Raw genomic sequence first — 14,404 nt, forward strand, 5'->3', positions numbered from 1 at the left:
CTTATTAACCACTACTCATACTTTTATATTTGTTAAGGATAAAATTTAAATTGCAGATAACTTTTCCACATACTCCAGTATAGGCAATAAATAGAGCCGCCCACCCTTTTATGGTGACAGGTTGCCCATACAATTGCACGCCTTGTTTCACAAATTCCCTAAATTGATTATAATTTCCCTGTTCAAAGAATTGTATAGCTGCATTAAAATAAGCACGTTGCCGCTTCCTATTCACCAATTTTTTTGGTAAGTTAGGCTCAAGTTTATGAATCTTATCAATAAATTTAATACTGTATTTAAGATTGATTTCTGGACGTAAATTTGACAAGGAACCTAAGCGTTCACGTTTCCTATAGACTACTTCCTGATGGGTTCGCACTTTATATTGATGAGCTAATCTAATGATTAAATCAAAATCCTCATTGTTTCGGAGGTTTTCATCGTAGCTTCCTATTTTTTCTAAAGCACTCCGGCGAAAAATGAATCCTCCTGGGTTTCCTTGTATGCAAACTTTGTCTTCTATTAACTCCCTATAAATATTACCATCTACTATAATAGGAACCATGCATTCTATTTTAAAAGGTTTGGTATCATAGAAAAGTTTAGCTCCTCCACACACGAAAGCGTACTCATCAGATAAGCTTTTAAGTATTTTTAGTTGACAACTAAGTTTGTATGGTTCGTAGATATCATCGCTGTCTAAAAAGGCTATATATTCTGAATTTGATTCTCTTATTCCTTTATTTCTTGCTGCTGAAGGGCCTTTGTTCTCCTGATAAAAATAGCGAATGTCTTGATTGTATTTTCTACACAAACGTTCTACAATTTTTCTACTTGCGTCCGTATTTGAACCATCATCTACCACAACAATATTAAAATCTTTAAACTCCTGGGACAGAACACTGAGTATTGCCTCTTCAAGATAAGCTTCAGAGTTATAGGCAGTTATTATCACAGATACTTGAGAAATAATTTTGATGCTTAATTTGCTAGCCATCTCCCCAATAAACATTAATATTAACTGCCTTTCCTAGCAATAAAAAAAACATTTTTCGCGCTACCATGTATTCCTAAAATGGATAATGTTTTCTTGATTGCGGCGCTCAAAGTTCCCTTTCAGTTTAATTCAGACCAAGGAACAAAATAAATTAATTCAATTGTTTCTACTTTTAACCTTTTAGAAAAAAATGTTGGTAAATTTTGAATATTCAAGGATTGTTGATGCCCCCATTTATGAAATATTTTCCCACAATCAGGACAAACTACTATACTTTCTGAAAGATTTTCATGACAAGGGATAGTACCTATTAATATACCAAATTTATTTAATACTCTCACTATCTCCTTAATAGCTTCATTTATGTGTTCGCTTGAGAAATACTTAATCACTTCCGAACAAAATACCATATCAAATAAATCATCATCATAGCGGATATTTTCAATATAGCCAATTTTCCCACTAATACCACTTTTTTCAAGCTTCCTAATAGGAACTTCACTTGGATTCAAAGCATAAGTCTCCCAATCCTGATTCCTACATTTATATTCAAGCCATCCATTACCAACTCCTATATTAAGAATTTTTAGCTGTCTATTCCCAGAAAACTCTAGAGTTTTCTGGGAATAGAAACTTTAACCTAGGAATCTATGCTCAGAGAATAGGTAAGGATTACGCTAAAGCTTGTTCTTGAAAATAATCTCAAATCTTTTCCTGCTTCATCACCCTATCATCCAATGACTTAGATCTTTGTCTACAAGCCGCGATAATTTCTCAATATCTTCCCGGAATTCATTAATCAACTCTGCTTTAAAATCTACATTTAGCATCTTGCGAGGACGTACTCTTGTATTGCTCTGTCGTATTTTGTCTATTACTCCAAGTCTTTCTAAACCAAGCGTTTCTTTAAATTGAAGTGCTATTTTAACTAAAGGAAGAGGAGGGCGTTCTGTGAATTTGCCTATCAGAGAAAATTGATGACTTTTATTCTCATTAATTCTTGGAAAGTTTAACCTTCCGTCTAACGGCACTTCTAAAAAGTGTAAGACATCTTTATAAACAGCTTTAGTTGATGCGGTAAAATCATCGTATAGAATTATTTTTACTTGACTAGACGGAAAAATAGTTAACAATTTTTCAACTTGATTTCCTAATTTGCAAACTGAGGCATATTGTAAGAACCCTGGTACCCGACATAGTTTAGGAAGGTGCAAACCATTTTTCCGGGAATTTTGTAAATTCCAAGCACACTCAAAGTCCCTTTCGTCTTCATAAAAACAATAAAGATGTTCAGCATGTAAAGAATAGGCTAGATCGACGGGGTTACGAAGCATCAAAATTATTTTGGCATTTTCATTGAAATTATAGACATTCCTTATAGCATCCGCCGAGTACAAATAAAAAACTGAAGCTTCACCAATAGCTTTATGCTCTTCGGTAGCCTCTTGAAATAATTCCAAATATTGGTTTAAGGTTTTTATCTTACGAAAATCAAAAAGGTCTTCAGCAAAGTAGTGCGGCTCCTTTACATCTGGCATGAAGACATTTGGATGGGTACTTAAATACGCATATAGTGCTGTTGTTGCACATTTAGGAGCCCCGGCAATAAAGAAATTTGGTTTTCTCATCTCGCTAAAAAAAGATAGTAGAATGAATTTTAAGTTGCTTGTGTACGTAAACAAGCATGATTGTATTCCACAAAATAGTTGTTAGTGCTGTGGAAAGCGCCGCGCCATTAATGCCTAAGCAGGGAATTAATGCAGCATTCAAAACAACGTTCAAAATAGCACTACTACCAATTACCAGTGCTGCCTCCCGCTGATGTCCGGTCATAGTCATCAAGAAACCCACCGATCCGCTTAAGGCGTTAACCAGCTGCCCCACGGTGAGAATGACTAAAGCTGGGAAGCCTTCCACAAAGGGGGAACCGAATAGTGTCAGCAATTTGTTACCCGCAAGAATTAGCAAAAGCGCAATAGGAACAGAAACGAGGAATATTCCTCTCGCTGCTAGTGTAACCATGCGTTGCAACTCTGAGTGTTGTCCACTGGCGTAAAGCTCAGAAATCATCGGTGCTGCGATCGCATTCACAGCCGTAATACCAAACAGCGTTAGATTGACCATGCGACACACGGCGGCGTAAATACCCGCCTGTGTGGTTCCCAGCATTGCACCAATCATAATTGTATCCGTCTGATTGAGAATCAGATACATACCTGAAATGAGAAACATCGGTAGAGCGACTTTCAGCCATTCACGGTTTCGGCAGTCAGGAGATGAAAGTTTTACAGGTTGTGGCAATAGGCGATTGAGAGAGTAAGCGCCAATCCCAAAAACAATAGTAGCTGCGATCGCATTTAATATCATTGCTGTCGAACTGTCTATTGGTTGTGCAAACCTACCAGCTACAATGCAAACCAAAACAGTTAAAAGTATTGGACGCAGTATCTCATCCGGCAATTGCGCCAACGCTACGTGCCTGAGCGATCGCATAGCAGCTTGACGTAAACTCGTAAGCGTCAGTATAGGCAGGATTGCCGAACCAATCCAAAAAGTATAAGTTAATTCTGGCCCGAGTTGGTTCTGAAGTGCCCATATCGCAAGCCCAGTCAAACTACTAACAATCAGGCTGACCAAAAGTACAAACTGATTGCTAGTTTGCCAAATGCCTCGAAATGCACCCCATTCCGATTTAGCGTTATAGGCAGCAACATACCGCAACAACGCTGTATCCCAACCCATTGTCGCCAGTGACACTAAAATGTTTAACCAAGTCAGAACGTAGATATAAACGCCATAGTGTTCTGCTCCCATAACCCGAGCCAACAGGACTTGAACGCTAAAGGCCACACCCGTGCCGACAATCTTCACAATTAAAGATGTACCTGCACCACGCGCTAAGATTGCCCCAACACCTTCTCCGCGAAGTTTTATGATGAATTTGCTTAGGCTCGTGTTTGCTTTGGTGCTGATTCGTTTAACCACAGGGTTCTGATTCGATCGACCCACAGCGCGACTCAGTGGGACGTTGGAAGATGCATTGACACTTACTTACTTGGTAGCGCTTCGGGGAACACATAGGCGTCGGTGCTGTTCCCCTCTGACCTAACCTGCCGCAAAAGCAGCATTGAGCAATGCTGCTAGAACCGATTGAATCGCCAGCAGCTCATCGGGAGGTTCGCTCAAAAATACGCCACTACTAGAGTTAATGAGAGCATTGTACGCTTCAACCGCCGCCGCCAGTCTAACCGGATCGACCCTACCATTTGCGGTTAGCCCTTGCAAATTGGCAACTACGTTACGAGCCAGGGTCGGATTAATTCCTTCAGTAGCATTCACCAGGCCGCTTTCCAGCTGGCTAGCGCTAGCAGCAACATCTCCACTCCCCGTCAAAACGTTCCCCAAGCTGTTGTTTGCGGTCTGGGAGTTGACTGAGGCTGCTGCCTGATTCACAGCAGACGCGATCGCCTCCGTTCTGAAGGCGAGTCTTCCCCGTCCACCTCTGTCGGGGATGAAGGCTCCATTGACAACGTCGCTAGTCGTCATAATTGGCCCAGTGACATCTGAATTGAAGGCTGGAGTCTGGGCAAGCGCTGTTTCCGAAAGCAGTAGAGAAGAACCTAAAGCTAAACCTAGACCGAGATTTAAAGAAAGACGTTTGATGTTCATGGCTTTTATTTTACGAGCAAAGAACTTAGAAAGTGATGCCGTAACCGATGCCTAGGATGAAACGCGCACCATCACCAGCATTTCCGGTTACATCAGCAAGCGCTGGAGTGATGATCAGCGGTATATTCTCGAATGGAGCGATCGAAGCACCCACATTCAAATCTTGACCGCTCCATTCGGCAATGAGAGATATCGGTTGAGCTACCCGCACGCCTATACTGCCAAACGGATTGACAGAATCTCTACCAGCCTCAATATCAGGTACCGAGCGAAAGCGACCGCCACCCAGACCTACCGAGGCAGTAACGGAGGGAGAGAAGCCTGCCGTTGTCCGAGATCCTAGCGGAAAAACTTTACTAACGACACCGTAAACGGTGCTGTACCCTGGATCGGGATTTCCGAATGTCTCGATATTTTCCACCCCAACCGCAACGGCTAGGTCATTAGCAAACTGACGGTGAATCTTGAAGCTGATGCCACCATCTTCAAAGCTATCATCGCCGAAGAGGTCATAAATTGAGATAACTCCTTCTACACCCACTGCTTTGCGAGCATCGCCCAGACCAATACCTGCTGCAATTACCCCATCTGCCTGATTGGTGTTGCGGGTTCTTTCTTGGAAGCCCCCTCCGATAAAAGCCTGACCCCGGTCAGCCCCGAAAGCCGTGGGTGTTGCAATACTGGAATTTCCCCCAATTAACCGCCGTAGCTGTTCTACTATCGGGGGTGCAGGAAGTCGATACTGTTGGCGCAAGGCTGCAACTTGTTCTGCTGTCAGGGGAGGCGGTGTTGTCGCAATTGGTTCATAGCCAACCACGTAACGAGCGGCAACATCCGTTGCAGGAATCTGCGGCGCTTGCCCCGCATTCACTAAAGCCTGGTAAATAAACGCTGCCACGTCAGCACGGGTGGCTAACTGATTGGGATTTAACAGCGCCACATCTGGATAGTTGACAACCAGTTGATTTTGTGCGGCGGCGGCAACACTGGTGCGGGCATAGGCAGGAATGCTGCCAGCATCCTGAAATAAACCATTTAAAATTGAGGCGGTATCTGCGTTTGGATTTAGGTTAAGTCCACTGACCAAAGATACTAAGACTTGGACGCGGGGGATATTTTGATTCGGCTGGAAAACCTGGTTGGGGTATCCTTCTAGAAACCCCGTCCGATAAGCTTCCTGAATCGCCGTGTAGCCCCAATAATTGGCAGGCACATCCACAAAATCGATCGCTTGGCGAGTGGCAGGTCTTTGAAAAGCCTTTCGGATCATGGCGGCAAACTGAGCGCGTGTCACCGGCTCGTCAGGGCGGAAAGAGCCATCTGGAAAACCTACGATCACTTCTCGCTGTGCGAGTGCTTCAATAAAAGTCTGCGCCCAGCTACCTTGTACATCCGGGAAGGTGCTGGCTTGAGCCAATTGAGACGGCGTCCTGACGGCTCCGGGTTGCTGTACACTGCTTCCAGGAGCGGCTGGATTGCGAATCGCTGGCAGCGAAGAGCTAGTACGGGTGGTTGAAGGAGCAGGCGGGTTGTTGGAACGCAGCGCCTCAGCCCCCAGCATCGTTTTTAAGAGTGCGTCACCCATTGAACCGCTACCCTTGGCTGGTGCTGAAGCGTTCCTGTTAGCAGAACTTGCCTCGGTGGTAGCCAGACTGGCAGCTGCATAGAGGATCGTACTGCCCAAAAACATGGAACTTAGGAGGATGCGTAGTCGGTACCACAATTTCTTTTTGCTTGCACTGACACGGCTCCCACCTGTTGCTGGCGTCATAACCTTTCCTCCTCATACCCAAATATTCCTTGCCACCTCAAAGGTACACGAGTTTGGGAAAATTACGTTGGTGATTAAACTTTATACTGCAACTTTTTACGGATTGTATCCGTCAATGGCGTGACTTGTGTAACGAGGTTTAACAGATTTGGAATGGAGAGTGCTAAGTTGAGCGCCAAAAGGCATCGTGAAACAAGCTGTAATTTTTGTAAGAGCGGTGCTAGTTTTCCGAAACTGGCTACCCGAACCGTTGCGGGCTTCGCGCTTCTAGCCGTGGCGGCAATGACGGTTTCATCACCAGCGATCGCGCAACTCCCCGGATTGCGCCCTTCTGCTGCCCCAGCGGGAACATCTACCAGACGTGGACCGGATGCCCCATATACTCTAGGCGCAGGCGATCGCGTCCGGCTGGATATTTTTGAGGTTCCTGAATACAGCGGAGAGTATCAGGTGCTAATCGATGGTACGCTCAACCTGCCAATCATTGGCAGCGTACCCGTTCAGGGATTGAGCCTCGAAAGAGCAACCGATGAAATTTCTAGCAGATACGGTCGCTACATCCGACGCCCCTTGCTGACCATTACTCTGCTGGCACCCCGTCCGGTCAAAATCGCCGTGGCTGGGGAAGTCAATCGTCCGGGTTCCTACACGGTTAACTTAACCGAAGGCACTCAATTTCCCACCGTCACGCAAGCACTACAATTGGCTGGGGGCATTACTCAAGCCGCCAATATCCGCCAAGTAGAACTGCGCCGCCTTTCGCCCGGTTCATCGGGAGTCATCGCTGTCAATCTCTGGGAATTACTCAACAACGGTGATTTGAGTCAAGACCTTACCTTGCGAGATGGAGACTCGCTGTTTATCCCCACCAGCCCCCAAATCAACGCCGATGAATCCCGTACCTTAGCGGATGCCAGCTTTGCGCCCCAGAACACCGGGCCGATCAAGATTGTCGTAGTCGGAGAAGTATCCCGTCCAGGGCCTTATATCGTGTCACCAACGACCATTGCCACTGCGAATACTCCCCCTGAGGCGAATGCGACTGCGGCTTCTAGCAGCACTCCTGCCACCGTAACCCAAGCCATTCAAGTCGCAGGGGGAATTACCTCCTTAGCAGATATTCGCCAGGTTCAAGTCCGCCGTTCCGCCCGTTCAGGACCCGAAAAAGTCCTCAATATCAACCTCTGGCAACTTTTACAGTCCGGGGATGTCACCCAAGATGTCATCTTGCAAGAGGGAGATACCGTGGTGGTGCCTACTGCTAGCAATATCGATCCCTCTGAGGTACCCCAAGTCGCATCGGCTAGCTTCTCTCCCAATACCATTCGGGTCAATGTGGTCGGGGAAGTTGCCAAAGCAGGGACGATTGAACTGCCACCCAATACGACCTTGAATCAAGCGGTGCTGGCAGCCGGAGGATTTAACAATCGTGCCCGGAGGAGTTCGGTAGAGCTAATTCGTCTCAACGCCAATGGCACCATATCAAAGCGGAACGTCCCGGTCAATTTTGCTCAGGGCATCAACGATCAAAACAATCCGATTCTACGCAATAACGACGTGGTGGTGGTGAACCGCTCTAACCTCGCTAATTTCTCAGACACGCTGGGGACGGTGTTGAGTCCGCTGGGAGGGGTTTTCAGCTTATTCAACTTCTTTAGAATCTTCGAGTAAAAACGTGGCTGGCTAGGTCTGGAGAGCCACAATCAAGAGCTGAGTAAAAAATTTGATCGTTTGGATGTAGCATCCTGCACATTCATGGTACAAAATGAGGCTAGAACCAGGAATCTCCCTGGCGATCGCGTCAACCAAGCCAACAAGGTGCAGGGGTTTAGATGGAAGCGGGCCAATTTTCTCAACCGTCATCGCCGAAAGGGAATGGCAAGCAACTTCAGCCATTGCCGCTAACCGACGAAACTCAGTTTCTAGAAAACAGCCAGGACGACTTGAATGTTCGTCAGCTCTTGAATGTGGTGCGTCGCCGTGCTTTGGTGATTGCGGGGGTGGCGATCGTTGTCACGACTGGAATCGGCTTATGGACATTCAGCCAAACACCCAAGTATGAAGGAAAGTTCCAACTCCTGGTGGAACCCGTTACGGCTGAAAATAAGCTGACGAAACTTACTCAATTACAGGCAATCGAGCCAGCTCTAAACGACTCTAGTCTGGATTACGAAACCCAAATTAAAGTTTTACTTAGTTCCGAACGGATGGCGGCATTCATCGCTCAGATCCAAAAGCGCTATCCCGATATCGACTATGAATCACTAATTCTTAAAAACAATCTGACAATTACCCAACTAGATAAAACAAAAATTTTAGAAGTACGTTACCGCGATACCGATCCCGATAAAATTAAGTATGTATTATTTGAGTTAGCTAAAGTTTATCTGAGGTACTCTCTTCAGGAGCGACAAACGAACCTCAACCAGGGGATTAAGTTTGTAGACGGTCAATTACCGGGACTTCAGCAACGAGTGGACAAACTCCAGGGACAACTGCAAACGTTCCGGCAGCGGTACAACATCCTCGATCCGGAAGAACAAGCCAAACAACTTGCCGTGCTGGTGTCTAATGTTGAGGAACAAAAACTCGATAATCAACTAAAACATAATGAAGTCCGTTCGCTGTATGCAACGTTACAAAAGCAGTTAGGATTACCCCCTAATCAAGCGATCGCTGCCGCATCTCTTTCGGAAGCACCGCGTTACCAACAGTTACTCAACAAACTTAAGGAAGTCGAAACAAAGCTTGCCACCGAGTCAGCCCGATTTCTGGCAGAAAGTCCAACCATTCAGTCACTCAAAGAGCAGCAGCAAAATTTGCTGCCCCTCTTGCAACAAGAAGCGGCGGCAGTACTGGGAAATAATCTATCTGGTCTCAGCGAACGGCAATATTTGTCTTCCCCCAGCACGGTCCGCCTAGAGCTGATTCAGCAATTTGTGGATGCGGCAAACCAAGTCCAGGTTCTGGAAGTTCGCGGCAACGCGATCGCGCAAGCCGAAAAGCGCTTAACTCAACAAGTTAGACTACTGCCCCTGATTGCCCGTCAGTACACAGATTTACAGCGGGAACTCAACGTCGCAACCGAGAGTTTAAACCGCTTTCTAGCCGTTCGGGAAACCCTGCAAATTGAAGCAGCACAGAAGGCTCTCCCCTGGCAGCTGATTGCCAAACCCCAAAAGCCAGAAGATCCTATCTTTCCCAAGCCAAAGCAAAATTTGATATTAGGAGCGATCGCTGGGGTAATGTTAGGGCTGGCATCTGCCTTATTAGCAGAGCGACTCGACAATGTCTTCCACTCCCCCGAAGAACTCAAAGACAGCACCCGACTGCCCATTCTTGGCTTGATTCCCCACCACAAAGAACTCAAACTATTCAAACCCATCGCAGAACTCGCCAATTTTGCCCAGCCAAATGGCAACGGAGCCTCAGCCAAAAACCAAATCGGAGATAGCCCATCCAAAGAGCGTGCCACCACTCGCAAAGCTAGCTGGTACAATGCTTCTCCCTTCTTAGAATCCTTCCGTTCTCTCCATACCAATATTCGTTTTCTCGGTTCTGATACCCCCATCCACTCGCTAGTGGTTAGCTCAGCGTCCCCAGGTGATGGTAAATCCACTGTATCCGTACACCTAGCACAGGCGGCTGCGGCAATGGGACAGCGAGTTTTGCTCGTAGATGCAGATTTGCGGCGTCCTCAGGTTCATAATGTCCTCGGTTTAGAAAACCACCAGGGACTGAGCAACGTCATTGCCACAGGTCTAACTCCCAGAGAAGCCATCCAGCGCTTGCCCTCCTGGGACAATCTCTACGTGCTAACCGCTGGACAAATCCCACCAGACCCAACCAGACTGCTTTCCTCCAAGCGAATGCAGTATTTGATGGAGCAGTTGAACGCTGTTTTTGATCTAGTGATTTATGACACGCCACCGATACTAGGTCTGGCAGATGGCAGACTCCTGGCTGTCCATACCAATGGCGTGATCATGGTAGCGAGACTGGGCAAAACCGATCGCTCCATCCTGCTACAAGCGATAGATGCATTAAAAATCTCTAGTGCCCCCGTCTTGGGTATGGTTGCCAACGGTGTGAGAAGAAACGCCGGTGGATCGTACTATTACTACGATCGCTACTACACTTCTAATCAAGAATCAGAAGTAGAGAATGCCAAGAAACTCTTGCAAAAGAAACTTGGATTGCGCTAGCTCTTTGCGATTAATTGTTAGGAATTAGTCATTAGTTTCTAGTCATTTTTTTAAATCATGGATAGAACTAATGACTGATGACTAACCGCTAAGCCCCATAAAAAGAGCGATACCACTCAACAAAACGCGGAATTCCAACCTCAATGGGTGTACTAGGCTTGAACCCAACATCTCTTTGTAAATCGCTAATATCGGCATAAGTTTCAGGAACATCTCCCGGTTGCATTGGCAGCATATTTTTCACTGCCTTCGTACCGAGACAATCTTCCAAAACCTCGATAAAACGCCCTAATTCAACCGGCGTATTATTGCCAATATTGTAAATTTTATAAGGTGCGGCACTCACTCCCGGATCGGAGTCAGCTCCTGCTAAATCAGGATTTGGTTGTGGAATTTTATCAGCTACTCGTAAAACTCCTTCTGCAATGTCATCAATGTATGTAAAATCGCGCCGCATTTTACCATAATTAAAAACATCAATCGGACGCCCTCCTAAAATGGCTTTGGTAAACAAAAACATTGCCATATCTGGACGACCCCACGGCCCATATACTGTAAAAAAGCGCAAGCCAGTCGTTGGTAAACCATACAAATGACTGTAGGTATGCGCCATCAGTTCATTTGCCTTTTTACTAGCTGCATACAAGCTGACCGGATGATCTACATTGTCATGCACCGAAAAAGGCATTTTCTTATTTGCCCCATAAACTGAACTAGAAGAAGCAAACACCAAGTGTTTAACTTGCGAATGCCGACACCCCTCTAAGATATTCGTAAATCCCACCAAATTGCTATCAACATAAGCATGGGGATTTTGCAGCGAGTAACGTACACCGGCCTGGGCAGCCATATGTAGTACTTGTTCAATCTGGGAATTCGCGAATAACTCAGCAATTCCTTGACGGTCAGCCAAGTCAAGTTTGTAAAATTGGAAATTATTTTTGTCCTTCAGTTGCTCCAGACGAGCTTGTTTTAAATTGACATCATAATAATCATTGAGATTATCGATGCCAATGACCTCTTTTCCTCTATCTAGCAGCAGTTTACACAAGTAAAAACCAACAAAACCAGCGGCACCAGTAACTAGAATTTTCCCCATATTTTTGTTTCTACTAGCTGTTAGCAGGTTGGTAATTGATGTAGCGTCATTGACAAATAAGGGCGATGAGCGCGACAAATCCAAAGGCGTTCAAGTCCAAAGTCTAGCCCAATTACTCAGCCGAATGCCATAGTTCCGCACATGAACCCCTGGTGACACTAAGGGTTCATGTGCCCTTACAACCCCATCAGTCTGATGCAAGCTACCTGGAGCGTGTCCTGTGTACGCTCCAGGTAGCTAACTGGGAGCATTTTGTTGATGAGAGCGAAAAGCGCTACGCGAGGAGCGCAGGTACGTGTATACGCTCCTCGCGTAGCGTATGCTGCTTTATGCGGCTACTCCCTTACCTGCATCTGCCGCCTAGGAGACGCTCCTGCTTCCTTGAAACAAGGAACTATCCCAGCCGTGTCTAGTCTGATGAAGAGCTTTAAGTTTAATTCTGCTTAGCGTCGGATTACGAGGTTTGTCTATTCCGTTTCATTTTGCCCATTCAACTTAAGTCTGTCACCTTACGTATGGTAATCACTCACCTGCACAAATTTTTAACAACCTCGACTGCTAAAACTTCTAAATCTCAGATGATATTTTGGTTCACTTTAAGCTTAACTTTCGCCCTCATTTATAGTTTTTTAGGACTCAAGCAGGCTTTCAGTAGCTCATATGTGGTGCAAGATGATGCACGGGTGTATGTGTTTTGGATGCAGCGATTTGTAGACTCAGGCTTGTTTCCGAATGATTTTATTGCTGACTATTTTCAAGCTATAACCCCCTCTGGATATGCTGCTTTCTATCGATTGATAGCATTTTTGGGGATTGAGCCACTTGGCTTGAGTAAATTACTACCAGTCTTTTTGACACTGCTGACAACCGCCTACTGTTTTGCAGTCTGCATGGAAATATTTCCGGTACCAACAGCAGGATTTATTAGTACGCTGCTGCTCAATCAAAATCTTTCCATGAGGGATGATTTAGTTTCTAGCACTCCCCGATCTTTTATTTATTTATTTTTTCTAGCATTTTTGTACTATCTGCTGCGGCGCTCTTTATTTTTATGTCTAGGCGCGATCGCTTTGGCTGGATTGTTTTATCCCCCGTTGTTGTTCATTTTAGCCGGAATCTTAATCTTGAGACTGTGGCGCTGGGACGGACAGCGACTCCATCTATCTAAGAATCGGCTTGATTATCTGTTCGGCGCTACTGGGCTGGGATTTTGCCTGCTAGCGATCTTGCCCTATGCTTTGAAATCCTCTGAAGTTGGCCCAGCGATCGCCGGGATGGAGTTAAGATCGTTACCAGCATTTTCTCAAACGGGAAGAATTCCTTTTTTTGATAACACTAATCCCCTGTGGTTTTGGCTATTTGGGCAACATAGTGGTCTTTTGCCTAATGTGTTTGAACATCCCCTATCTCTGCTGGGATTATTCTTGCCAATCTTGATGCGCTATCCCGACAGGTTTCCCCTAATTAAGCAAATTGCCAGCAACATCATCATTTTGCCTCAGATTGCGCTAGCATCTTTCGGGATATTTGTGGCTGCCCATGCCATGCTCTACAAGCTTTTTGCTCCGGCTCGTTACACGCGATATAGCTTCAAGTTGGTGATGATTTTGAGTGCAGCAATCGTATTAGTCGCACTGATAGATGCAGTTTTTAAATGGGCAAAGCAGCAAGATAAACTATTAATTCGGCGTCAGTTTATAGCTTTGGGATTCACCGCTATACTAGGAACTACAATCCTCTTTTATCCGTACTTATTGGAGAAATTCCCAAACAGTAACTATGTCGTTGGTAAGGCACCTGCACTATATGAATTTTTTCAGAAACAACCTAAAAATATTCTGATTGCTTCTTTATCGGAAGAAGTGGATAACCTGCCTACTTTTTCCCAGAGAGCTATTTTAGTCGGGTGGGAGTATGCAAATCCTTATCATGTAATATACGAGCGTCAAATTCGCCAACGAGCTACCGATTTAATTCACACTCAGTACACTCAGAATTTGGCAGAAATTCAAAATTTTATTCAAACCTATGATGTGGATTTTTTCTTGCTGGATCGCGCAGCATTTACTTCTGAATATATTACCAACAATCCTTGGTTTAGGCAGTGGCAGCCGCTAGCGAAAGAGATGTTAGGAATGCTAGATCGGGGAATGATTCCAGCCATGTCTAGTCTGATGCAGCGTTGTTCGGTTTTTGAGACAGGGGAGCTGGTTGTACTGCAAGCCAAATGTATGATTAAAGCCACCCTAGATTAAATACTAGTGAAATCATTTCAGCTTAAGGTCGCCACAAATAAAGGGTTGTCAGTGGCTACTGCGATAGACTCGAACTGACTTTTTCAGCGCTAGGCTAACGCCTCGCTTCGCTAACGCGATCGCCGCCAATCTTCTACGAACCAAAATCAGAAATCAAAATTCTAAAAGAGAATGATTTTTAGAAAATGGACGGATTGGTGAAACATATCAGCGCTACTCAAGTCTTTTGGATTATGCATTGATTGTAGGTTAAGAGTGTCACCTACGCGATCGCAGGCAGACCCTTTCAAAGCAAGTCTCATTCTGAGTACGCGAGTGTGGGAAAATTCCCAAATATAAGGAACAGGCGTAAGGAGCAGAGTTGACACTTAACATAGGACAAGCCGATAGTATTCATCGGTAGAAGCC

Annotated in this window: 10 protein-coding genes; 3 read left to right on the top strand and 7 right to left on the bottom strand. The window is 45.3% G+C overall.

The annotated features are described in order from the left end of the window. Positions 1–4: 4 nt before the first annotated feature. The 6 genes from NDI34_RS00670 to NDI34_RS00695 form a co-directional block, all read right to left on the bottom strand. The gene (locus NDI34_RS00670; protein ID WP_348231547.1) at positions 5–997 is read right to left on the bottom strand and encodes a glycosyltransferase family A protein; all 993 of its coding nucleotides are present in this window, start codon (positions 995–997) and stop codon (positions 5–7) included. Positions 998–1,116: 119 nt separating this feature from the next. Then, complete coding sequence (locus NDI34_RS00675) at positions 1,117–1,581, bottom strand: methyltransferase domain-containing protein (protein WP_348231589.1); 465 nt, start codon at positions 1,579–1,581, stop codon at positions 1,117–1,119. 138 nt (positions 1,582–1,719) lie between these two features. Next, a complete protein-coding gene (locus NDI34_RS00680; RefSeq protein ID WP_348231548.1) occupies positions 1,720–2,625 on the bottom strand; it encodes a sulfotransferase in 906 nt (301 codons plus the stop codon). A gap of 4 nt (positions 2,626–2,629) precedes the next feature. Beyond that, positions 2,630–3,982, bottom strand: coding sequence for a flippase (locus NDI34_RS00685; RefSeq protein WP_348231549.1), 1,353 nt, complete (start codon positions 3,980–3,982; stop codon positions 2,630–2,632). Positions 3,983–4,102: 120 nt separating this feature from the next. Then, positions 4,103–4,666: a hypothetical protein gene (locus tag NDI34_RS00690; RefSeq protein WP_348231550.1), complete on the bottom strand. Its 564-nt coding sequence runs from the start codon at positions 4,664–4,666 to the stop codon at positions 4,103–4,105. Between the two features lie 25 nt (positions 4,667–4,691). Beyond that, entirely contained in the window at positions 4,692–6,437 is a 1,746-nt protein-coding gene (locus tag NDI34_RS00695) for an S-layer homology domain-containing protein (RefSeq protein ID WP_348231551.1), read from the bottom strand. A gap of 153 nt (positions 6,438–6,590) precedes the next feature. Here NDI34_RS00695 and NDI34_RS00700 point away from each other — a divergent pair, with 153 nt between their 5' ends. Further along, positions 6,591–8,108: an SLBB domain-containing protein gene (locus NDI34_RS00700; RefSeq protein ID WP_348231552.1), complete on the top strand. Its 1,518-nt coding sequence runs from the start codon at positions 6,591–6,593 to the stop codon at positions 8,106–8,108. Between the two features lie 161 nt (positions 8,109–8,269). Further along, positions 8,270–10,642, top strand: coding sequence for a polysaccharide biosynthesis tyrosine autokinase (locus NDI34_RS00705; RefSeq protein WP_190536687.1), 2,373 nt, complete (start codon positions 8,270–8,272; stop codon positions 10,640–10,642). Positions 10,643–10,730: 88 nt separating this feature from the next. Here NDI34_RS00705 and NDI34_RS00710 read toward each other — a convergent pair whose 3' ends face one another. Next, the gene (locus tag NDI34_RS00710; RefSeq protein WP_348231553.1) at positions 10,731–11,741 is read right to left on the bottom strand and encodes an NAD-dependent epimerase; all 1,011 of its coding nucleotides are present in this window, start codon (positions 11,739–11,741) and stop codon (positions 10,731–10,733) included. A gap of 662 nt (positions 11,742–12,403) precedes the next feature. On the opposite strand from NDI34_RS00710, the gene NDI34_RS00715 reads away from it, so the two are divergent. Next, complete coding sequence (locus NDI34_RS00715; RefSeq protein ID WP_348231554.1) at positions 12,404–13,996, top strand: hypothetical protein; 1,593 nt, start codon at positions 12,404–12,406, stop codon at positions 13,994–13,996. Positions 13,997–14,404 lie beyond the last annotated feature (408 nt).

This window comes from Trichocoleus sp. DQ-U1 (assembly GCF_039961925.1).
Taxonomy (GTDB): Bacteria; Cyanobacteriota; Cyanobacteriia; order Cyanobacteriales; family FACHB-T130; genus FACHB-T130.